Source organism: Actinoplanes sp. NPDC023801, from assembly GCF_040639655.1.
Taxonomy (GTDB): Bacteria; Actinomycetota; Actinomycetes; order Mycobacteriales; family Micromonosporaceae; genus Actinoplanes.
Map to the genome: position 1 here is coordinate 173,310 of NZ_JBFAAI010000016.1, position 20,955 is coordinate 194,264.

19 protein-coding genes are annotated in these 20,955 nt (G+C 71.9%); 8 read left to right on the top strand and 11 right to left on the bottom strand.

From position 1 onward, the window contains the following. Positions 1-54: 54 nt before the first annotated feature. Positions 55-687 (top strand): hypothetical protein, encoded by a 633-nt coding sequence (locus AB0G04_RS27065; protein ID WP_360987976.1) that lies wholly within the window; start codon positions 55-57, stop codon positions 685-687. Positions 688-754: 67 nt separating this feature from the next. Here AB0G04_RS27065 and AB0G04_RS27070 read toward each other — a convergent pair whose 3' ends face one another. The 7 genes from AB0G04_RS27070 to paaA are packed head-to-tail and all read right to left on the bottom strand — an operon-like array spanning position 755 to position 6,491. Beyond that, positions 755-1,570, bottom strand: coding sequence for a 3-hydroxyacyl-CoA dehydrogenase family protein (locus AB0G04_RS27070; RefSeq protein WP_360987978.1), 816 nt, complete (start codon positions 1,568-1,570; stop codon positions 755-757). After that, a complete protein-coding gene (locus AB0G04_RS27075) occupies positions 1,567-2,745 on the bottom strand; it encodes a thiolase family protein (protein WP_360987980.1) in 1,179 nt (392 codons plus the stop codon). The genes AB0G04_RS27070 and AB0G04_RS27075 overlap by 4 nt, the downstream gene beginning before the upstream one ends. A 34-nt stretch (positions 2,746-2,779) precedes the next feature. Continuing rightward, the gene (paaE, locus tag AB0G04_RS27080) at positions 2,780-3,853 is read right to left on the bottom strand and encodes a 1,2-phenylacetyl-CoA epoxidase subunit PaaE (RefSeq protein ID WP_360987982.1); all 1,074 of its coding nucleotides are present in this window, start codon (positions 3,851-3,853) and stop codon (positions 2,780-2,782) included. Further along, a complete protein-coding gene (gene paaD, locus AB0G04_RS27085) occupies positions 3,853-4,353 on the bottom strand; it encodes a 1,2-phenylacetyl-CoA epoxidase subunit PaaD (protein ID WP_360987984.1) in 501 nt (166 codons plus the stop codon). Before paaD ends, paaE begins: the two co-directional genes overlap by 1 nt. Further along, positions 4,347-5,240, bottom strand: coding sequence for a 1,2-phenylacetyl-CoA epoxidase subunit PaaC (gene paaC / locus AB0G04_RS27090; protein WP_360987986.1), 894 nt, complete (start codon positions 5,238-5,240; stop codon positions 4,347-4,349). The genes paaD and paaC overlap by 7 nt, the downstream gene beginning before the upstream one ends. Before the next feature lie 10 nt (positions 5,241-5,250). Further along, complete coding sequence (gene paaB, locus AB0G04_RS27095; RefSeq protein ID WP_360987988.1) at positions 5,251-5,535, bottom strand: 1,2-phenylacetyl-CoA epoxidase subunit PaaB; 285 nt, start codon at positions 5,533-5,535, stop codon at positions 5,251-5,253. After that, the gene (gene paaA, locus AB0G04_RS27100) at positions 5,532-6,491 is read right to left on the bottom strand and encodes a 1,2-phenylacetyl-CoA epoxidase subunit PaaA (RefSeq protein ID WP_360987990.1); all 960 of its coding nucleotides are present in this window, start codon (positions 6,489-6,491) and stop codon (positions 5,532-5,534) included. The genes paaB and paaA overlap by 4 nt, the downstream gene beginning before the upstream one ends. A gap of 115 nt (positions 6,492-6,606) precedes the next feature. On the opposite strand from paaA, the gene paaZ reads away from it, so the two are divergent. From paaZ to AB0G04_RS27115, 3 genes are all read left to right on the top strand, one after another. Continuing rightward, entirely contained in the window at positions 6,607-8,634 is a 2,028-nt protein-coding gene (gene paaZ / locus AB0G04_RS27105; protein ID WP_360987992.1) for a phenylacetic acid degradation bifunctional protein PaaZ, read from the top strand. Positions 8,635-8,750: 116 nt separating this feature from the next. Beyond that, positions 8,751-9,305, top strand: a complete 555-nt coding sequence (locus tag AB0G04_RS27110) for a SigE family RNA polymerase sigma factor (RefSeq protein WP_360987994.1) — start codon at positions 8,751-8,753, stop codon at positions 9,303-9,305. Continuing rightward, on the top strand, positions 9,305-9,985 hold the full coding sequence (locus tag AB0G04_RS27115; RefSeq protein ID WP_360987996.1) for a hypothetical protein: 681 nt from the start codon (positions 9,305-9,307) through the stop codon (positions 9,983-9,985). Before AB0G04_RS27110 ends, AB0G04_RS27115 begins: the two co-directional genes overlap by 1 nt. A gap of 30 nt (positions 9,986-10,015) precedes the next feature. Here AB0G04_RS27115 and AB0G04_RS27120 read toward each other — a convergent pair whose 3' ends face one another. Further along, positions 10,016-11,260 (bottom strand): PP2C family protein-serine/threonine phosphatase, encoded by a 1,245-nt coding sequence (locus AB0G04_RS27120; RefSeq protein WP_360987998.1) that lies wholly within the window; start codon positions 11,258-11,260, stop codon positions 10,016-10,018. Between the two features lie 164 nt (positions 11,261-11,424). Between AB0G04_RS27120 and AB0G04_RS27125 the strand changes: the two genes are divergently transcribed. From AB0G04_RS27125 to AB0G04_RS27135, 3 genes are all read left to right on the top strand, one after another. Next, positions 11,425-12,615 carry a serine hydrolase domain-containing protein gene (locus AB0G04_RS27125; protein WP_360988000.1) on the top strand — a complete coding sequence of 397 codons (1,191 nt, stop codon included), beginning with the start codon at positions 11,425-11,427 and terminating at the stop codon, positions 12,613-12,615. A 79-nt stretch (positions 12,616-12,694) separates the two neighbouring features. Further along, positions 12,695-14,803 carry an ATP-binding protein gene (locus tag AB0G04_RS27130; RefSeq protein ID WP_360988002.1) on the top strand — a complete coding sequence of 703 codons (2,109 nt, stop codon included), beginning with the start codon at positions 12,695-12,697 and terminating at the stop codon, positions 14,801-14,803. Positions 14,804-14,904: 101 nt separating this feature from the next. Further along, complete coding sequence (locus AB0G04_RS27135) at positions 14,905-16,473, top strand: GGDEF domain-containing protein (protein ID WP_360988004.1); 1,569 nt, start codon at positions 14,905-14,907, stop codon at positions 16,471-16,473. A gap of 30 nt (positions 16,474-16,503) precedes the next feature. On the opposite strand, the gene AB0G04_RS27140 is transcribed toward AB0G04_RS27135, so the two are convergent. Together AB0G04_RS27140 and AB0G04_RS27145 are read right to left on the bottom strand one after the other, a co-directional pair. Further along, entirely contained in the window at positions 16,504-17,682 is a 1,179-nt protein-coding gene (locus tag AB0G04_RS27140) for a hypothetical protein (protein ID WP_360988006.1), read from the bottom strand. Between the two features lie 50 nt (positions 17,683-17,732). Beyond that, positions 17,733-18,368, bottom strand: a complete 636-nt coding sequence (locus AB0G04_RS27145; RefSeq protein ID WP_360988008.1) for a methyltransferase domain-containing protein — start codon at positions 18,366-18,368, stop codon at positions 17,733-17,735. Positions 18,369-18,435: 67 nt separating this feature from the next. Between AB0G04_RS27145 and AB0G04_RS27150 the strand changes: the two genes are divergently transcribed. After that, positions 18,436-19,689, top strand: coding sequence for an MFS transporter (locus tag AB0G04_RS27150; RefSeq protein WP_360988010.1), 1,254 nt, complete (start codon positions 18,436-18,438; stop codon positions 19,687-19,689). On the opposite strand, the gene AB0G04_RS27155 is transcribed toward AB0G04_RS27150, so the two are convergent. After that, complete coding sequence (locus AB0G04_RS27155) at positions 19,673-20,944, bottom strand: PQQ-binding-like beta-propeller repeat protein (RefSeq protein ID WP_360988075.1); 1,272 nt, start codon at positions 20,942-20,944, stop codon at positions 19,673-19,675. The two genes, AB0G04_RS27150 and AB0G04_RS27155, sit on opposite strands and share 17 nt — an antisense overlap. Between the last annotated feature and the right edge of the window lie 11 nt (positions 20,945-20,955).

The window sequence follows — 20,955 nt, forward strand, 5'->3', positions numbered from 1 at the left end:
AGCAGTACGCCTGCGGTACCTCGCGGCAGCCACCGGGTGCCGGATCATGGGGGCATGGATGACGCGGACTTCGATCGGCTCTGCCGCCGGGTGTACGCCGGGGCACGAACCGGCGTGCCGGACTGCACCGACGCCTTCGACCTGGCGGCCTCGGTGCTGGAGTCGAGTCCCGCCGACGCGGACGCCACCGAGCTGGCGCTGCTGAGCATCGACTGCACCGAGGCGGGCCGGCCCCGGATGGCGGCGCTCGCCCGCGCCGTGCTGGAGGCGGCCGGTTTCGAGCCTGGTTTCGCGGACGAACCGGGCTGGCTGGTGCACCTCGAGGACGCCATGCGCCTGGTGAACCGGGACGTGGCCGCGAGCGGCCTGCCCCACGCCTGCCGGCTGCACGTCCGGGACGACGAGCTCGGCCTCAACGGCAACGCCTACGCGGAGAGCTGGGACGGTGAGCCGGGCACCGGAACCGGTGTCTACCCCCGCTCCGGCGCCGACTCGGTGTCCGCGCTGGTGGCGGTGGCGGAGGATACGCAGGACGCGGTGATGCACACGTTGTGGTCGGCGTGGCCGGTGTGCCCCGTACACCGGCGCGGGGTCCATGCCCGGCAGCACGGCGAGGCCGGAGTCTGGTGGTGCGGCAGCGAGGGCGGCCATGTCGTGGCGGCGATCGGCGCATGGGAGGACCGCTGAGCCGATCGCTACGGCCGAGGAGGGTCGAACTCGGCTGACGCCGGCGTGGGCGGGGTCGGATCGGCGGTCACCAGGTGAAGAAGCCCTGTCCGGTCTTGCGGCCCAGGTGTCCGGCGGCGACCAGGTCGCGCAGGATGGCCGGCGGTTCGAAGCGGGGACCGAGTTCGCGGGCCAGATGTTCGGCGATGGCGAGCCGCACGTCGAGGCCGACCAGGTCGGTGGTGCGCAGCGGGCCGGTCGGGTGCCGGTAGCCGAGGGTCATCGCGGTGTCGATGTCGGCGGCGCCGGCCACTCCTTCCTCCAGCATGCGCATCGCCTCGAGGGCGAGGTGCACCCCGAGGCGGCTGCTGGCGAAACCCGGGGTGTCGTGCACGACGATCGGGGTCTTGCCGAGCGCCTCGACCCAGCTGCGGGCTTCGGCGACCAGCCCGGGTTCGGTACGGGCACCGACGACGATCTCGACGAGGGCGCTGACCGGCACCGGGTTGAAGAAGTGCAGGCCGAGGAACCGGCCCGGACCGGTCAGGCCCGCGGCAAGCGAGTCGATCGACAGGCTGCTGGTGTTGGTGGCCAGCACCGCCCCGGTGGCGTGTTTCTCGACAATGGCCAGGATTCGCGCCTTGAGAGCGGCGTCCTCGGGAACCGCCTCGATCACCAGGCCGCAGCCGGCCAGCGCGGACGGGTCCGTGGTGACCTCGAATCCGCCGGAGGTGCCGGCCCGGTCGAGGATGCGCCGGATCCGGGAGCGGGCCGCCTCGACGGTCTGCGGATCGGTCTCGATGACCGTGACGTCGCTGCCGGCGGCGAGGAACGCGTGTGCGATGCCGGCGCCCATCCGGCCGCCGCCGTAAACCCCGACCGAGGCGGGAACGGGCCCGGTCACGGGCGTTCCACGAGCAGGGCGCTGCCCTGGCCGACGCCCACGCACATGGTGGCGAGCCCGCGGCGGCCGCCGCCGCGCTCGAGCCGGCCGAGCAGGGTGACCAGGATGCGGGTTCCGGAGGCGCCGAGCGGGTGGCCGAGGGCGATGGCGCCGCCGTCGGCGTTGACCAGTTCCGGGTCCAGGCCCAGGTCGCGGATGCAGGCCAGGGACTGCGACGCGAATGCCTCGTTGAGTTCGACGGCGTCCAGGTCGCCGGTGGTCCAGCCGGTCCGTTCGAGCACCTTGCGGGTGGCGGGCACCGGTCCGATGCCCATGACCTCGGGGGCGACACCGGCGTTGGCGGCGGCGACGAGGCGGGCCCGCGGCTGCAGGCCGGTACGGGCGAGGAAGCTTTCACTGACGATCACGACGGCGGCCGCACCGTCGTTGAGCGACGACGCGTTGCCGGCGGTGACCACACCGCCGGGGCCGTGGACGGGGCGCAGCCGGGCGAGCCGTTCCAGGCTGGTGTCGGCGCGCGGGCCCTCGTCGGTGTCGAACGAGCCGTCGCGGGTCGGTACCGCGACGATCTCGCCGGCGAACCGGCCGTCCTTGATCGCGGCGACCGCGCGTTCGTGGGAGCGCAGGGCGAACGCGTCGAGTTCCTCGCGGCCCAGCTGCCAGCGCTGGGCCACGGTCTCCGCGGTCTGCGGCATGGTGGCGGTGGTCGCCTCGCCGAAACGCGGGTTGGTGAAGCGCCACCCGATCGAGGTGTCGAAGCTGGCGCCGGGTTTGGCGAACGCCTTGGCCGGTTTCTCGGTCACCCACGGGGCGCGGGTCATCGACTCCACTCCCCCGGCCACGACGACGTCGGCGTCGCCGGCCACGATCAGGGCGCGGGCGGTGGCGACCGAGGTGAGGCCGGACGCGCACAGCCGGTTCACGGTGAAGCCGGGGATCGTGTCGGGCAGGCCCGCCAGCAGCACGGCCATCCGGGCGACGTTGCGGTTGTCCTCACCGGCCTGGTTGGCGGCGCCGAGGATCACCTCGTCGATCGTGCCCGGATCGATGCCGGCGCGGCTGACGGCCTCGCCGACCACGAGTGCCGCGAGGTCGTCCGGGCGCACGTGGGCGAGGGCCCCCGCGTAGCGGCCGATCGGCGTCCGGGCGCCGGACAGGACGAAGGCTTCAGACATTCAACCGCTCCTGGCGTACGAGAGAAGGCGTTGTTCAGGCGTCGAAATCGACGGTGACCGTGTCGCTCACCGGGAAGGTCTGACAGGTCAGGACGAACCCGGCGGCGACCTCGGAGGGTTCGAGGGCGTAGTTGCGGCGCATGTCGGCCTCGCCGTCGCGGACCAGCGCCCGGCAGGTCCCGCACACCCCGCCCTTGCAGGCGAACGGCAGGTCGGCCCGGCCGGCCTGCGCGCCGTCGAGGATCGTCGTGTCCCGCGACACCGTCGTGGTGGCCTTGCGCCCGTCCAGGACGGTGGTCAGGGCGGTGCTGGCGCCGGCGATCTCCACCCCGGCCCGGCGGGGCTGCGGCGGGGGCGCGTCGACGTAGAACAGCTCGACGTGGATCCGTTCGGCCGGTACGCCGAAGCCGGCGAGCACGGCACGGGCGTCCTCGATCATCTGCAGTGGCCCGCAGAGCCAGACGTGGTCGTAGGTCTCGGCCGGGCTGACGTCGGTGAGCAGCTTGATCAGCCGGTCGCGGTCGAGCCGCCCGGAGAACAGTTCCACGTCGCGAGGTTCGCGGGACAGCACGTGCGAGACCTGCAGCCGGTGCCGGTACCGGTTCTTCAGGTCGCCGAGCTCCTCGGCGAACATGACGGTGTTGGTCGCCCGGTTGCCGTAGAGCAGGGACACGTGCGCGTCCGGGTGGGTCAGTACGGTCGCGGCGATCGACAGCAGCGGGGTGATCCCGGAGCCGGCCGCGATGCAGAGGTGCCGTTCGCCGCCTTCCGGGTCCGCGTCCCACGCCCCGGTCGGTGTCTGCACCTCGATGACGGTTCCCGGCTTGACGTCGTGGACCAGCCAGGACGAGAACAGCCCGTCCGGGATCTCCCGCACCCCGATCCTCGGCGCGGCACCGACCGGCGCGCAGATCGAGTAGGAACGCCGCTCCTCCCGCCCGTCGATCGTCCGGCGGAGGGTGAGCGCCTGGCCGGCTCGGAACGCGTACGCCTCGCGCAGTTCGTCCGGGACCGCGAAGGTCACCGCGACCGCGTCGTCGCACAGACGCTCGACCGCCGTGACCCGCAGCGGGTGGAAGGCGGTCCGGGGGCGGACGGCGACGGACATCAGATCTCCTTGACGTGGTCGAACGGTTCGAGGCAGTCCGTGCAGCGGTAGAGCGCCTTGCAGGCGGTCGCGCCGAACTCCGACACCCTCTCGGTGTGCGCCGAGCCGCATCGCGGGCAGGTCACGGCACGCCGGGTCGGCCCCAGGAGGAGCGGAACCGGTCCGCCGGCGGACGGCGCCGGGCCGGGCGGTGACAGACCGGCGTCACGCAGCGCGGCCCGTCCGTGCTCGGTGATCCAGTCGCTGGACCAGGCCGGGTCGAGGACCACCCGCACCTCGACCCGCGGAAACCCGGCGTCGGTGAGCCGGTGCACGAGGTCGTCACGCATGGTCGCCATGGCCGGGCATCCGCTGTAGGTCGGCGTGATCGACGCGACGACCACGTCCCCCTCGACCCGGACGTCGCGCAGCACACCCAGGTCGGCGAGCGTGAGCATCGGCATCTCGGGGTCCCGGACCTCGGCGGCGACCGCGGCGGCCCGCTCGAGGACGGTCACCACAGCCCCATCGGGTGGGCGCGGGCCACCACCTGCATCTCGGCGAGCATCAGGCTCAGCGACTCGGTGTGCAGCCCGTCGCGGCCGGTACGGCCACGCGTGCTGATCAGCGCCGGCCGTTCCACGTCGGCGACCGCCAGGACCTGGTCGAGGATGATGTCCGCCTCGGCGCGTACCTCGCCCGGGTCGACCGCCGCGGCCAGGGACCTCTCGATCGGGTGGGCGGTGAACATTTCGTCGTGCAGCGGCCAGAGCTGCTCGAGAGCGCCAAGCAGGCGGCGCCGGGACTCGTCGGTGCCCTGCGCGAGGGTGACGAACCAGCGTCCGGCCCAGTCCCGGTGGTACGCCAGCTCCTTGACACCCTTGGCGGCGACCGCGGCCAGGACGGCGTCGGCGCTGTCGCGCAGCCGTTGCAGGACCGCGAGCCGGGCGATCGAGAACAGCAGCAGCCGCACCACGACGTGCGCGAAGTCGCCGTTGGGCACCTCGGCCATCCGCACGTTGCGGAACTGCCCGGCCTCGCGGAAGAACGCGAGGGCGTCCTCGGCCGGCACCGGCGACCCCTCGGGCAGCGAGGGAACGATCGACGGGTCGGCGGCGGCCGCCCGGGCCAGCAGCAGCCGGGCCTGTCCGAGCAGGTCGAGCGCGAAGTTGGCGAGCGCGATGTCCTCCTCGAGCTCCGGGGCGCGGCTGCACCACTCGGCGAGGCGCTGGGACAGCACGAGCGTGTCGTCACCGAGCATCAGGCAGTAGACGGCCAGGTCGGCGGCGTCGATGCCGGCCGGCACGGTCGTGTCGACGCCGGCCAGCGGGTCCTCGAAGTCGGTGCCGAACGCCCACTGCGACGAGTCGCCGCCGAGCAGGCCGTCGTAGACGCTTTCGTCGTTCATCGTGGCCTTCTCACATGTGCGGGACGTCGGCGGGGATCTCGTAGAAGGTGGGGTGCCGGTAGACCTTGTCGCCGCTCGGGGCGAACAGCGGGTCCTTCTCGTCCGGGCTGGACGCGGTGATCGCGTCGGCACGCACCACCCAGATGCTCACGCCCTCGTTGCGGCGGGTGTAGACGTCCCGGGCGTGCGACAGGGCGAACGCGTCGTCGGGCGCGTGCAGCGAGCCGACGTGCACGTGGTTCAGGCCGCGCTTGCCGCGGATGAACACCTCGTAGAGCGGCCAGTCCCGCTTCACTTCAACCCCACTTCGGTCGTACGGGCGGCGAACGCGCTCGCGGCCTCGCGGACCCAGGCGCCGTCCTCGTGAGCTTTCCGGCGGTGTGCCATGCGCTGGGCGTTGCACGGCCCGTTGCCACGGATCACCGCGGTGAGCTCGTCCCAGTCGGGCTGCCCGAAGTCGTGGTGACCGCGTTCGGCGTTCCAGCGCAGTTCCGGGTCGGGCAGCGTGACGCCGAGTGCCTGCGCCTGCGGCACGGTCATGTCGACGAACTTCTGGCGCAGCTCGTCGTTGGAGTTGCGCTTGATGCCCCACGCCATCGACTGCTCGCTGTTGGGCGACTTGTCGTCGGGCGGGCCGAACATCATCAGGGACGGCCACCAGAACCGGTCGACCGACTCCTGCACCATGGCCCGCTGCTCGCCGGTGCCGCGCATCATCGTCATCAGCAGTTCGTAGCCCTGCCGCTGATGGAATGACTCCTCCTTGCAGATCCGGATCATCGCCCGGCCGTACGGGCCGTAGGAGGTCCGGCAGAGCGGCACCTGGTTGCAGATCGCGGCGCCGTCGACCAGCCAGCCGATGGTGCCGACATCGGCGTACGACAGGGTCGGGTAGTTGAAGATGGACGAGTACTTCTGCCGGCCGCTGAGCAGGAGTTCGACCAGCTCGTCGCGGGAGACGCCGAGCGTCTCCGCCGCGGAGTACAGGTAGAGACCGTGACCGGCCTCGTCCTGGACCTTGGCCAGCAGGATCGCCTTGCGCCGCAGCGACGGTGCCCGGCTGATCCAGTTGCCCTCCGGCTGCATCCCGATGATCTCGGAGTGCGCGTGCTGGGCGATCTGACGGATCAGCGTCCTGCGGTAACCGTCCGGCATCCAGTCACGGGGCTCGATGCGGTCGTGATGCGCGATGGTCGCGTCGAAGGAGGCTTGCAGCCGTGCGTCCGGCGGCTCTACCGGCGTCGTCGTCATGGACCCTCCGAACACTCCGACAATTTACTTAACGATCGGTCTGTAATACGGTGACACGAGGCTGCCGCTCTGCGCAACCGCCCCGATCCCGAGCTTCGACCCTGGAGGAGTCAGCGTGAGCACGCTGCTGGAGAGCTACGCCGCCGGAGGATGGTTCCGGGCCGCCGACGAAGGTCAGCCGCTGCTGGACGCCGCCACCGGCGAGGAGGTCGCCCGGATCTCGAGCCGCGGCCTCGACCTGGCCGCGATGGTCGGGTACGCCCGCGACACCGGCGGACCGGCCCTGCGCTCGCTGACCTTCCACGAGCGGGCCTCCGCCCTCAAAGCGCTCGCCAAGCACCTGATGGCCGGCAAGGACGAGTTCTACGCGCTGTCCGTGCGCACCGGCGCCACCGTCCGCGACACCGCGGTGGACGTCGACGGCGGCATCGGCACGCTGTTCAGCTTTGCCAGCAAGGGCACCCGCGAGCTGCCCAACGACACGATCGTGCTGGACGGGTCGCTGGAGCGGCTCGGCAAGACCGGGGCGTTCGTCGGGCAGCACATCTGGACGTCGCGGCCCGGCGTGGCCGTACAGATCAATGCCTTCAACTTCCCGGTGTGGGGAATGCTGGAGAAGCTCGCCCCGGCCTTCCTCGCCGGGTTGCCGACGATCGTCAAGCCGGCCAGCCAGACCGCATACCTGACCGAGCTCGTGGTCCGCCGGATCATCGAGTCGGGCCTGCTGCCGGAAGGCAGCCTGCAGCTGATCAGCGGCAGCGCCGGCAGCCTGCTGGACGAGCTGACCATGCAGGACTCGGTGGCGTTCACCGGCTCGGCCCACACCGCCGGCATCCTGCGGCGCCACCCCGGCGTCATCGACGGCGGCGTGCGCCTGGGCGTCGAGGCCGACTCGCTGAACTGCTCGATCCTCGGCCCGGACGTACGCACCGAGGACCCCGAGTTCGACCTGTTCATCAAGGGCGTCGTCGCCGAGATGACGGTCAAGGCCGGTCAGAAGTGCACCGCCATCCGGCGCGTCATCGTGCCGTCGCGGATCGCCGGCCAGGTCGAGGACGCGCTCGCCGCGCGACTCGCCAAGATCACTGTCGGTGATCCGCGCAACGCCGAGGTACGGATGGGCGCGCTCGCCAGCCTCGGCCAGCGCGACGAGGTCCGCAAGGCCGTCGAGGCGCTGCGGGCCAGCTCCGAGATCATCGTGGGCGACCCCTACGGCGGTACGCTGCTCGACGGCGACGCCGAGCGCGGCGCCTTCCTCACGCCGCTGCTGCTGCGCGCCGCCAAGGGCGCCGTCGAACCGCACAACGTCGAGCCGTTCGGACCGGTCAGCACCGTGATCACCTACGACGGCGTGGACGAGGCCGTCGCCCTGGCGGCCCGCGGCAAGGGCAGCCTGGTCGCCTCGGTGGTCACCCACGACCCCGACGTGGCCCGCTCGGTCGTCCTCGGCCTCGCGCCGTGGCACGGCCGCGTGCTCCTGCTCGACCGCGACGACGCCAAGGAGTCCACCGGGCACGGCTCCCCGCTGCCGATGCTGGTGCACGGCGGCCCCGGCCGGGCCGGCGGCGGCGAAGAACTCGGCGGCATCCGCGCGGTGCTGCACCACATGCAGCGCACCGCCGTCCAGGCCTCACCCGACCTGCTCACCGCGGTCACCGGCCAGTGGACCACCGGGGCGGCCCAGCGGGTCGAGGAGATCCACCCGTTCCGCAAGAGCCTGGCCGAGCTGCGCATCGGTGACACCGTCAAGTCCGCGACCCGCACGGTCACGCTGGCCGACATCGAACACTTCGCCGAGTTCACCGGTGACACGTTCTACGCCCACACCGACGCCGAGGCCGCGGCCCGCAACCCGCTGTTCGGCGGTATCGTCGCGCACGGCTACCTGGTCGTGTCCCTGGCCGCCGGCCTGTTCGTCGAACCGTCGCCGGGCCCGGTGCTGGCCAACTACGGCGTCGACAACCTGCGGTTCCTGACCCCGGTCAAGGCCGACGACACCATCGCCGTGACCCTGACCGTCAAGCAGATCAAGCCGCGCAACAGCGCCGACTACGGTGAGGTCCGCTGGGACGCCGTGGTCACCAACCAGGACGGCGCACCGGTCGCCACGTACGACGTGCTCACCCTGGTCGCCAAGAACTGAGACCAACCCCCGCCGATCTTGTGAGGTGGTGGCCCCGCGGAGGGCCGTACCTCACAAGATCGATTTTTTGTGCGCCATGATGCAACCACTGCTCTCGACAGCCGGTCATGGAGAACGTGAGACAAAAAAGATCGCCGGGCGGGAGCGAGCGTGACCGGGAATTCCACGAGTTCGTGGCGCGGCGGCGCGGACGGCTGCTGTACACCGCCCGGCTGCTGACCGCCGGCGATCCGCACCTGGCCGAGGACCTCGTCCAGACGGCGCTCACGAAACTGTACGTGTCCTGGGCCGCGTTCAGCCGGGCCGACAACCCGGACGCCTACCTGCGGCGGGCACTGGTCAATGCGCTGACCGACGAGCGCAAGCGGGTCTGGCGGCGGTTCGAACGGACCGTCGCCGAGATCCCCGACCGGCCCGGGACGGCGGACCCGCGGGGCGACGACCCGGAACTGGCCCGGGCCCTGCGGGAACTGCCACCAAGGATGCGTGCGGCCGTCGTCTTCCGGTTCCTCGACGAACTGGACGTCGCGCAGACCGCGGCGGCGCTCGGCTGCTCAGCCGGAACCGTGAAGAGCCAGACCGCACGTGGTCTGGAGAAGCTTCGCGCCGCGCTGAGCCGGTCCGGCGGGGACACCGTTCTTCAGACCTATCGAGAGGAAGTGAGCCGGTAATGGATCTCCACACCAGGCTGCAGCGGTTCGGCGGGCCGATCGAGTCCGTGCCCGAGGAGACCGTCGAGGCCGACGTGGCCCGCGGCCGGCGCGCCGCACAGCGGCGGCGCGTGGTCCAGACCGTCGGCGGTTCGACGTTCGCGGTCGCGGCAATCGTGGCCACGGTCGCCTTCAACGGCGCGCCGACCGGCGGCACCGGTGGGCCGAGCCATCCGCCCGCGATCGTTCAGGGCACCGTCGGCAACCTGGAACTGGTGCGCTACGAAGGCCGCCAGCCGAACAACTTCACCATCGAGAAGGTGCCGGAGGGCTTCTTCATCCAGAAGGACTACTGGGGCGGGCTCACCATCGCGCCCAAGTCGGTGGAGAACCCCGCTCCGGACGTGGACCCGTCGAAGAGCCCGATGTACGACCCGGACGACTTCTCCGGCAAGATCGCGATCTTCCTGGAGCAGAAGGCCCACCGCGGCGACATTTCCGGGGAGACCGTCGCCGTCGGCGAGCACCGGGCGATCCTGCATCCGACCGGCTCGACCTGGCAGCTGCTCATCGCGGTGGACCCGAAGGTCTACGCCACCGTGCAGGTCGACGTCGCCCTGAGCCGGGAACAGATTCTCGAGCTCGGTGCCGGTCTGCGCGTGCACCGGGCCGCCATCGACCGGATGGCCGCCGGCAACTGATCGCTTCCCCGTCCACCGGTGGGCGGACCATCACCCCGTCCGCCGAGGAGCCAACGGCGCTCGGCCATCGGACTCCGGCAGGTCGGTGTCCGAGCGTGCCGAGGCCGGGCTGACCCACTCGGCCAGCAGCACGGTGGCGTCGTCCTGCAGCCGGCCGTGCTGGTACTCCAGGATGGCGTGCACCAGGCGACGGGTCGTCTCCGGCAGGGGCAGCCCGTCAGCGACGGCACGGACGGTGAAGTCGACCAACCGCTCGATGCCGAACTGGTCGCCGTCGGCGGAGCGTGCCTCGATCACGCCGTCGGTGTAGAGCAGCAGGTGGTCGCCCGGCTCGAGGGCCTCCTCGACCACGACCGGCACCCGGCTGTCACCGAGGCTCACCGGCAGCGCCGTCGGCGTGGGAAGCACCCGGACCGGCTTGCCGTGGCGGATGACGATACCGCTGGGATGACCCGCGGAGATCATCCGGAGCAGGCCGGTGCGCTGGTCGACCTCGGCCAGGACCGCGGTGATCAGGCCGCGCCGGTCGTGCTCGCGTACCGCCCGGTCGATGTGGTGATAGGTGGCGATCAGGTCGAGACCGGCGCGGCGGGCGTTGCGGTAGCCGGCCAGCGCGAGCGACGCCAGGATGACGGCGCCCATCCCGGCGGACGAACCGTGCCCGACAGCATCGAACAACGCCAGGTGGGCGACGTCGCCGTTGACGGCGTAGTCGAAAGCGTCGCCACCGACGTCGTAGCACGGCTCGAGCAGCCCACTGATCGTCAGATTCCCGGTGGAGAAGGTCAGCGGCGGCAACTGGGACCGCAGCATCTCCGCCGCCAGTCGCATCGGCTCCCGGCGGCGCAGCCGTTCGATGGTGTCGCTGTACTGGCTGCGGGTCGTCGTCAGCTCGGCCAGCAACGACGCCACGCTCACACAGTCGCTGACCACCTCCTCGGCAACCGGGTGGGGCAGGACCACCTCCAGTACGCCGAACCGTTCCGCACCGTCGACCAGCGGCAGCCAGAGCCGCCGGCCGTCCCGCTCGGCGTCGCTGGTGCACGCCATGACCGTGCGGAACGCCCGGCCCGCGAGCGTCCCGTCCACCGGGAACGGTTCGCGGGCCGGGGCATCACCGGCCAGGAGCGGCAGCAGCACCCGCTGCTGGTGATCCGCCAGATAGATGATCATGTCGATCGCACCGACCAGCCCGGCGGCCCGCCTCGCCATCTCCGGGATGTCCTCCGGCCGGGCATGGTGGGACTGACGCAACAACTGGCGCACTGCTTGCATCCCGCCCAATGGCTCCTCCTCACGGCAGCACCAGCGCAGTCTGGCCTACCGGGCGGGACATTGCTGCATTACCCCCGCGATTCCGGCCCACCAGCGGCGGCGGATCCGCAGAAGGCCCGGTTGACCAGGTCTTCCATGGCCCGGGACTCCCCTACCATGTGCGGGTGACCATCGGTGGTTTCTCCCCGGCACGGCTGACCCGTGTCCGGGATCTGCTCGAACGGCACGTCGGCTCCGGGTTCGTTCCAGGACTGGTGGCCGTCCTCGCCCGGCACGGCGACGTGCACATCGAGTCGACCGGCACACTCGCCTTCGAAGGTCCGGGATCGACGGCACCGATGGCCGGCGACACGATCTTCCGGATGGGGTCGATGTCGAAACCGATCGTCGCCGCATGCGCGATGACGCTGCTCGAGGACTGCACGCTTCGCCTCGACGATCCGGTCGACGGTCTGTTGCCGGAACTGGCCGGCATGACCGTCCTCGCCGACCCGGCAGGGCCGCTCGGCGACACCGTTCCGGCGAACCGGTCGATCACCGTGCGTGACCTGCTCGACGGCACTCTCGGCACCGGCATGATTCCCGCCGAGCCCGGCACGATCCCGATCGCCGACGCGCTGGACGCCCTGACCGGGCTCACCGCCGACGAGTGGATCCGCCGGCTGGGAGAGTTGCCCCTGGTGCACCAGCCGGGCGAACGCTGGATGTACGACACCGCCGCCGGGCTGACCGGGGTACTCATCGCCCGTGCGACCGGCCTGCCGCTCGGCGACGCACTGCACGAACGGATCTGCGGTCCGCTCGGCATGGACGACACCGGCTTCAGCGTTCCGGCCGGAGATATCGGAAGGCTTGCCACGGCGTACGAGAGGGACAGCTCCCCCACCGGCACGGCGGTCGTCGAGGACCCGCCCGACGGGCAGTTCAGCCGGCCGCCGCTGTTCCCCTGGGGCGGCGGCGGGATCGTCTCGACGCCCGAGGACTACCTGACCTTCACCTCCGCCCTTCTCTCCGGTGGCCGGCACCGCGGCGTCCGGGTGCTGTCACGGCCGGCGGTGACGCTGATGACCACCGATCAGCTGACCGCTGCGCAGAAGGCGGTCTCCGGCTTCTGGCCCGGCTACTTCGACGCGATGGGCTGGGGTTACGGCCTGGCCGTCCGGACCCGCCGTACCCATCTGGGTCCGTCGGCCGGCAGTTACGGCTGGTCCGGCTACTACGGAACCGCCTGGTACAACGATCCCGCCGAGAACCTGACAGCGATCTTCCTCATGCAGCGTGCCCACGCCGGCGACCAGCGGCTCCCGATGTGGAACGACCTCTGGACCGCCGTCTACCAGGCCATCGACGACTGACAGAGCCGCGCCAGGCGGGTTGGCCGATTCCCGGCTGGGGCGGCCGGGACAGTGCGACGATCGACGACGTGGTGACCGCATGACGCGCACCCCGGCCGCCGCGCCGACGCGCGGTCCGGCCGCCGACGACCGTTCGCCGGGGCTGGACCGGCTGACGGCCATGGCGACACGGCTGCTCGGTGTCCCGATCGCGCTGGCCACCGTGATCGAGCCGCATCGGCAGCGGGTCCTCAGCGGCCGCGGGCTGAGGGAGCCGTGGGCGTCGATGGGTCACACGCCGCTGACACATTCGCTCTGCCGGTTCGTCGTCGAGGCCGGGACGGTCCTGGTGGTGTCGGACGCACGGCTGCACCCGCTGCTGCGGAACAGTCTGGCCATCCCGGACCTGCAGATCGTCGCCTACGCCGGATATCCGCTGGCCGCATCGGACGGAACCCCCATCGGGGCGTTCTGCGCGGCCGACACCAGACCTCGGCAGTGGGAGGCGGACGAACTGCTGCTGCTCAAGGATCTGGCCGCCATCGCGGCGACCGAGATCACCGGCCAGATGCACGCCGCGCGGCTGTCGGAGGCGAACCGCCAGGTCGCCGAGGCCACCCGCCGCGCCGAGGAGCACGAGGCGTTCCTGGAAGCTCTCCTGGATAGCTTGGACAGCGGGGTCGCTGCGTGTGACACCGAGGGCCGGCTGGTCCTGTTCAACCGTGCGTTGCAGCGGGCGCTCGACCACGAGGCCGATCCCAGCCTGACACCGATGGAGTGGGCGTCGCGCCTGCGCGTACTGCATCCCGACGGACGGCCGTTCACCGCCGCGGAGATGCCGGTGGTCCGGGCGTTACGAGGTGAGTGCGTCCGCGACATTGACAACATCCTCGTCAACGAGTCCGGGCGGCGGCGATGGTTCGTCTCGCACGGCAACCAGATCCGTAGCCGATCGGGAGTGCTGCTGGGAGCCGTGGCGACAGCGCATGACATCACCGAACGCCGTCTCGCGGAGCGGTTCCGCGACACCGAACTCGCCGTGCACCGGATCTTCGCCACCGCTGACGACCTCGCCGAGGCGGCTCCCGAGGTGCTGAAGGTCATCGCCGTCACCCTCGGCTGGGTGCACGCCGAACTGTGGCTGGCCGACGAGCTGACCGATCGGCTGCTTCCGGCCGGTTCCTGGACGGGCCCGGACCATCCGGTGCCGGTACACGTCCCGGCCGGTCTCGACCGTGGGTACGGTCTCGCCGGGGTCGCCTGGGGCCAGGACGCACCGGTGTGGGTGCCGGACCTGGCCGTCGCCCCGGCGCCGCTGACCGGCGACGCCGCCGCACGTTACCGGCTGCGGGCCGCTCTGTCGGTGCCGGTGCACGGCGGCGACCGGGCCATCGGCGCACTTACCGTCTTCGCGTCCACCACCGGGACCCAGGACGCCTCCTGCATCGCCCTGCTCGCCGGCATCGCCGCGCAGGTCGGCGAGTTCCAGCAGCGTCGCCGGGCCGAGGACCTGCACCGGCAGCTGGCGCGCTCACAGGACGAATACATCGCCCTGGCCGGCCACGAGTTGCGCACCCCCCTGACGTCGATGCTGGCGGCGACCACCCTGCTGCTCGACGCCGAACCGGACACGCCGGTGTCCGAGGTGCTGGACCTGGTCGGCCTGATCAGCCGTAAGGGCGATGACATGCGAGCCGTCATCGACGGGCTGCTCGACCTGGCCGCGCTCGACTCCGGGCACACCGGCCTGGACCGGCAGCGGGTCGACCTGGCCGCCGTCGTCCGGGAAGCCCTCGACGCGGTGTCCGCGGCCGCCGCCGGGCTGGGCGTCACCTTCCACCCGGTCCTGCCCGCCGAACTACCGGTGCAGGGCTGCCCGCTCCGGCTCCGGCAACTGGCCGACAACCTGCTCGGCAACGCCGTGAAGTACAGCCCGGAGGGCGGTCGCGTCGACGTCCTGCTGGAACATCGGGCGGGCGTCGCCCACCTGCGGATCACCGACTCCGGCATCGGGATCCCGGACAACGATCGCGACCACGTGTTCCGCCGCTTCTACCGATCCCCGCAGGCGGTGCAGCACGCCATTCCCGGCAGCGGACTGGGATTGGCGCTGTGCTCGGCGATCGCCGCCCGCCACCACGGGAGGATCGCGCTGGGTCCGGCCGGTGGTCAGGGCACCGCCGTCGTGGTGCGGCTCCCGGCCGATTGAGGGGCGGCCGGGTCCACCGATCGGCGACAAGTTGGCGGCCGTGACCGCGCGATCCGCGGGAGATGTCTCAGGTGGTGGATCGACACGCCGAATCGAGTGCCGTGACCGCGACACCCCCGCACCAGCCGACGATACGTGACCGCCTGGTCGCACACCTGCTGGAGCTGGAACTGCTCACGCCGAAGAACTTCGAGGCGGTTCCGGCCCCGGCCGCGATGCTGGAACTGCAGGCCCGCGAGCACGGATTCGAGGATCTGGTGCAGCGGGCCCAGCTGATCCTGGCCGACGTGGCCGGGCGTCGCGGCGACAGCGTCCAGCAGGGCCGGGTCGCCCGCGAGGTCACCTTCTGGGCCGAGCAGCACGGCCACGAACTGCTGATCGCCCGCGGCCACCGGTTGCAGGCCATCTTCTTCCGCCGGCTCGGCGACCCGGCGCAGGCGCTGTCGCACGCCATCATCGGCATGCAGCACGCCGACAGCCTGCCGGAGCGGTTGCTGTGCAGCCAGCTGGTCACCGTCGCGGTGCTGCTGGACCTCAACGGCCAGTTCCACGAGGCGGGACGCCGGTTCGCCGAGGCACTGGCGCTCGCCGAGAAGTACGACGACCCCGACCAGGCGCTGACCGTCCTCAACAACATGGCGTTCACCGCGTACGAGAAGGAGGACGTCGGCCAGGCCAACGAGCTGGCCCGGCAGATGCGGACGATCGCCGCCGAGCACGGGATCGCCCTGGACGGCCTCTACCTGGACACGCTGGCCCGGATCGCGTTCCTGCAGGGCCGGTTCGACGAGGCGGAGGCCGCTTTGCAGCCCGTCCTCGACGACCCGGAGGGGCCACTGGTCAGCGAAGGCGACAGCCTGCCGGAATGCCTCCTGACGCTGGCCGAGATCTACAGCGGCACGGGCCGTCCCGAGATGGCCGGCGAGGCGCTGGACCGGGCCTCGGTGATCTGCGACGAGCGCGGTATCGACGGGACCGGCAGTCGTGTGCACCGGGCGCGGGCCGAGTGGCATGCCGGGGCCGGGCGCTTCCGCGAGGCGTACGAGGAATATCGGCTCTTCCATGCCCGGGCCGAACGGCTGCACTCGGCCGAACGGGAGGCTCGCGCCTACGCCATGCAGGCGGTGTTCCAGGCGGAGGAGGCCCGCCGTACCTCCGAGCGGTTCCAGGCGCTCGCCTACCAGGACGCGCTGACCGGCCTGTACAACCGGCGCTACGCCGACGAACGCCTGGCCGCCGCGGTGGCCACCGCGCAGCGCTCCGGCGATCCGCTGTCGGTCGCGGTGATCGACGCCGATCACTTCAAGCGAATCAACGACCTGATGTCGCACGCGGCCGGTGATGCCGTGCTGCAGGAGCTCGGCGCCCTGCTCAACCGCTTCGTCACCGGTGCCGAACGCGCTGCCCGGCTCGGCGGCGAGGAGTTCTTGATCCTGCTGCCCGGCGTGAGCGAGGCGGCGGCACGTCACCGGTGCGAGGCGCTGGCCGATCTGGTACGCACGACGAACTGGAGCCCGCTCACCGGCGCCCTGCCGGTGACCGTCAGCATCGGCGTCGCCACCTGGACGGTCGGTCCGGTGTCCGCTGAGTCGCTGCTCGGTCAGGCCGACACCAGCCTGTATGCGGCGAAACACGCCGGCCGTGACCGGGTGGCCGCCGTCGCCCTGTGACGGCGGCGCCGCCTTCGCCGGAAGCCGGGGTCAGCCGGTCAGGCGGGAACCGCTGATCGACGGGGAACCGGCACCGAGGTAGAAGATGCCGGGCAGGCCGTCGGACTCGAAGCCCTCACTGGTGTTGCGGCGCAGCGTGGAGTTGCGGATCGACAGGGTTCCGGTGCGGTCGTTGCTGACGAAGAAGACCGCGCCACCGCCCTCGTTCGCCCGGTTCTTCTCGATCCGGGTGCCGTCGAGTCTGAGCTGGAAGGTGTTGCCGTCCAGGTAGATCGCTCCGCCGCTGCCGCCGCCCGGGGTGCCGTCACGGGCCGGGTTGGCGCCGGTGCCGACGGCCGAGTTGCCGGAGAAGTGACTGTTGAGCAGGGTCCAGGAGACGCCGATGCTGCTCAGGGCTCCACCGTTGGCACAGCTGCCGCCGGTGAAGGTGCTGCCTGCCACGTAGACGGGCTGGTTCGCGCCCTGCAGCCGGACCCGGATCGCGGCGCCGCCGAGGTCGGGTCCCGTACGCGCGCATCTGTTGTTCGTGAAGCGTGAGTTGATCACCTTGAGGCCGCCGCCGTTGACGAAGATCGCCCCGCCGCCGCCGGCCTCGTCGGTCGGGTCGGTCGCGTTGCCGCGGGTGAACGCCAGATTCTGGACGGTCAGCCGCGGGGTGGCCTTCTCGTGGCAGTGCCCGCTCGCCGGGCTGGTGCCCTGCGCGGTGTCGCAGACGTTCATGTAGAGGATGCGGCGCTTGCCCGCGCCGTCCAGGGTCACGCGGCCGCCGCCGTCGAGAACGACCCTCTTGACCGGGTTGCGCACCTCGGCGGTCGCCGTCATGGTGATCGTCACCGGCGACGGGCCGCAGTCGAAGGTGATCAGGCCGCCGTCCGCGACCGCCTTAACCACGGCCGCGGAGGTGCAGCTCGCCGGGGTGCCGTCGCCGATCGTACGATCCGGCTTGCTGGTGTCGACCGGCCGCGCCGCCGCCGGAATCGCCGCCCGGCCCGCCGCGTTGCCCGGCTTGGGCAGCGACTTGACGGCCGGCGTCGCGGACGGCGTCGCGGAGGTGGACGCGGCGGGCGGCGTGGCCGGGGGCCGCACGGAACCGGCCACCGTCACCGGGGCGGACGGTGTCGGGGCGATGCTGGGTGCCGCCTCTTCCGACTGACAGGCGGCCAGGCACACGGCTACGGCGGCGGTCAGGGCGATCCTTCGAGTTCGCACCGGGCGATGCTACGGCCGGCGTCCGGGTGCCGTTGACCCGACCGGCACGATCAGGGAGCGCCCCGGACGGCGCAGCCGCGGATGAACGGGGAGGCGGGGCTGGTCGGGCCGTCCGGCGGGAACCGGAAGCGATGCAGCTCGTCGACGGTGAACCCGGCCGCCGTGATGGCGGTGGCGGTGTCGCGCCCGGTGTGGCAGCCACCGGCCAGCCACGGCCACACCGTGGCGTCGACGACGCGCTGAACCCGTCGCAGCGTGCCGGGCTGCTCGGCGAGGACGTGTTCGAGGAAGCGCAGCCGGCCGCCGGGCCGCAGCACGCGGTGGATCTCGGCGAGCGCGGTCCGCTGGTCGGGCACGGTGCACAGCACCAGCGCGGTGACGGCCGCGTCGAACTCGCCGTCGCCGGCGGGCAGCGCGTCGGCAAGGCCGTCGACGACCCGGATCGGCACCGGCGCGGTCCGGGCCGCGGTCTCGGCGGCGGCGCGGAGCCGGGGTTCCGGCTCGACCGCGAGCACCTCGGTGACGGCGGGCGGGTAGTGGGTGAACATCCGGCCGTTACCCGCGCCGATCTCGACGACCCGGCCGGACAGGCCCGCCACCAGGACCCGCCGGTGCTCGGTGACTCCGGCCCGGTCCATCTGCACGCTCAGCTTCTCGTAGAAGCGGGCGAAGATCGGATGCCCCATCGGCGCCTCCAGGGTAGAAACCTTGCGACCCGAAACTATCTCCCAACGGCAAGGACCACCCCGGACAATGACATCCACCAGCTCCATCAGTACGCCCGAAGCGCGCCGGACGCTGCAGCGGCGCACCCTCGCGGTCGTGATGGCCTCGCAGGTGTTCAGCGGCGCCGGTCTGGCCGCCGGTATCACGGTCGGCGCGTTGCTCGCCGAGGACATGTTCGGCACGACCAGCCTGTCCGGGCTGCCGACCGCCCTGTTCACCGCCGGCTCGGCGGCGACCGCGGTGCTGGTGGGCCGGCTGTCGCAGCGTTCGGGGCGGCGGGCGGGACTGGCCGCCGGGTACGCCGCGGGCGCGCTCGGCGGGGCCGGCGTGGTGCTGGCCGCCGTTCTCGACAACCTGCCGCTGCTGCTCGTGTCCCTGCTGGTGTACGGGGCGGGCACCGCCACCAATCTGCAGGCCCGATACGCCGGCACCGATCTGGCCACCGTGGACCGGCGCGGGCGGGCGGTCAGCACCGTCCTGGTCGCGACGACGCTCGGTGCGGTCGCGGGCCCCAACCTGGTCGCGCCGATCGGTGAGCTCTCCGAGCGGTACGGCATCCCCGCTCTGGCCGGGCCGTTCGCACTGGCGGCGGTCGCCTACGGCATCGCCGGCACGGTCCTGTTCCTGCTGCTGCGCCCGGACCCGCTGCTGGCGGCCCGGACCGCGCCCGCCTCGTCGGTCGCCGGCGGCCGGGAGCCGGGCCGGCGGTTTGCCGGGAGCGTGATGGCGGGCGCGGTCACCATGGTGCTCACCCAGGTGGTCATGGTCGCGGTGATGACGATGACGCCGGTTCACATGCAGGCCCACGGCCACGATCTGCAGGCCACCGGCCTGGTGATCGCCATCCACATCGCCGCGATGTATCTGCCGTCGCCGGTCACCGGCGTTCTCGTGGACCGGGCCGGCCGGGTGCCGGTCGCGGTAGCGGCCGGGTCGACGCTGCTCGCGGCCGGTGTCGTGGCGGCGCTGGCCCCGGAGGACTCGGTGGTGCTGCTCACGGTCGCTCTGGCGTTGCTCGGGCTGGGCTGGAACCTCGGGCTGGTCTCCGGCACTGCCATGATCACGGACAACGCTCCCACTGACGGCCGCGCCCGCACCCAGGGCACCGTCGACCTGTGCGTCGCGCTGGCCGGTGCCGGTGGCGGCATCACCAGCGGCATGATCATGAACGCCACCGGTTACGCCACCCTGTCGATCGCCGGTGGCGTGCTGGCACTCGCGGTCGTCCCGTTCGTCGTGACGAGCGCCCGCCGCAAGCCGCGCCTCAGCCGACGGCCATGACCTGGAGCCGGCCCTGACGCTGGCGGACCAGGTAACGCCCGGCCAGCTCGTACGGCTCGTTGATGAGCTCATACCCGACCTGCCCCAGGAGGGTGCTGCGGCCGGTGACCGTATCCAGGTCGTAGACGCTGGCCGGGGCGACCGCCGGGCCGTGAGGCCGCAGCACGACCAGCCGGCGATCACCGGTGAAGGAGTACGCCGGCAGGCCGGACACCTCGTCACCGAGCCGCCGGCCGGTCGCCGCGTCGACAATCGAGAGCAACGGTTGCCCGTCCGGCGAGCGGGGATTCTCGAAGGCGAGGAGCCGTTGGCCGGACACCGGCGACATGCCCTGGGCCCCGGGCACGAGCCACCGTTCGGCTCCGCTGCCGGGTTCCAGTCCGGAGACCCCGGCGCCGCTGGTCAGGCAGACGACCGGACCGCAGTCGTCGGCCGAGCCCCAGCCGGGAACCTCGGTCCGCCAGCTCTCGGCGAGGGTGTCCAGCCGGTGCGCGGTGATCGAGACCCGATTGTCGAAGTAACGGCTGACCAGCAGCTGGTCACCGGCGAACGACAGCTGCGGCGCGTCGACGCCGGCCTGCGGCAGGTCCGTACGGCCCATCATCGCGCCGTCGTCGTAGCGGAGCAGGGTGAGGTCGCCGTCGTTCACGGCGACGACCGCCGGCCGGCCGTCACGGTCCTGAACCCGCATGGTCTGAACGTCGCCCACCGGACGCTGCCAGATCGTCCGGCCATCCCGGGCCCCGGCCAGCCGCAGCCGGGACGCGCGGCCGTCGTCCCCGCCCTCGCGCAGCAGGAGGGTGTCCACGGTCCGGCCCTCCACGCTGCCGGCCAGTGTCCACAGACTAGTGCCGGTGGCCGCGTCCAGAACCGCGGCGCCGGTCTCCGTCGGCAGGAGCACCAGGCCCGGTTCCGGGAGCACCGAGATCCAGCCCGCCGAGACGGCTGCCGGTGTGGTCGGCACCGCCCACCGGATCCGTCCGGTGGCCAGGTCGTGGGCGACCAGCTCACCGCCGCGGCCGACGGCCCGATGGGCGAAGACCGTGCCGGGGCCGGCCTGCGCGAGCAGCAACCCGTCGAACGGCGACGTCCACAGCGTCCGGACCATCGGCGCGGTCACCGGCACGGAGTGCAGCGTCGCCAGGCAGAGCACGGCCACGAACGCCAGGCCGAGATCGCGCCGGCGGTAGCGGTGACGCGGCCGCCGGTCCGGGCGCGGGTATTCCGGCGCACTCACGTCACCGAGGTCGATCATCACCACCCGAT

Excerpts from the sequence above, each read along its gene's own strand:
- AB0G04_RS27150 (WP_360988010.1), top strand. The coding sequence starts at position 18,436 with ATGACATCCACCAGCTCCATCAGTACGCCCGAAGCGCGCCGGACGCTG.
- AB0G04_RS27145 (WP_360988008.1), bottom strand. The coding sequence starts at position 18,368 with ATGGGGCATCCGATCTTCGCCCGCTTCTACGAGAAGCTGAGCGTGCAG.
- paaA (WP_360987990.1), bottom strand. The coding sequence starts at position 6,491 with ATGACGACGACGCCGGTAGAGCCGCCGGACGCACGGCTGCAAGCCTCC.
- AB0G04_RS27155 (WP_360988075.1), bottom strand. The coding sequence starts at position 20,944 with ATGATCGACCTCGGTGACGTGAGTGCGCCGGAATACCCGCGCCCGGAC.
- AB0G04_RS27130 (WP_360988002.1), top strand. The coding sequence starts at position 12,695 with ATGACGCGCACCCCGGCCGCCGCGCCGACGCGCGGTCCGGCCGCCGAC.
- AB0G04_RS27065 (WP_360987976.1), top strand. The coding sequence starts at position 55 with ATGGATGACGCGGACTTCGATCGGCTCTGCCGCCGGGTGTACGCCGGG.
- paaE (WP_360987982.1), bottom strand. The coding sequence starts at position 3,853 with ATGTCCGTCGCCGTCCGCCCCCGGACCGCCTTCCACCCGCTGCGGGTC.
- AB0G04_RS27115 (WP_360987996.1), top strand. The coding sequence starts at position 9,305 with ATGGATCTCCACACCAGGCTGCAGCGGTTCGGCGGGCCGATCGAGTCC.
- AB0G04_RS27120 (WP_360987998.1), bottom strand. The coding sequence starts at position 11,260 with ATGCAAGCAGTGCGCCAGTTGTTGCGTCAGTCCCACCATGCCCGGCCG.
- AB0G04_RS27075 (WP_360987980.1), bottom strand. The coding sequence starts at position 2,745 with ATGTCTGAAGCCTTCGTCCTGTCCGGCGCCCGGACGCCGATCGGCCGC.
- paaC (WP_360987986.1), bottom strand. The coding sequence starts at position 5,240 with ATGAACGACGAAAGCGTCTACGACGGCCTGCTCGGCGGCGACTCGTCG.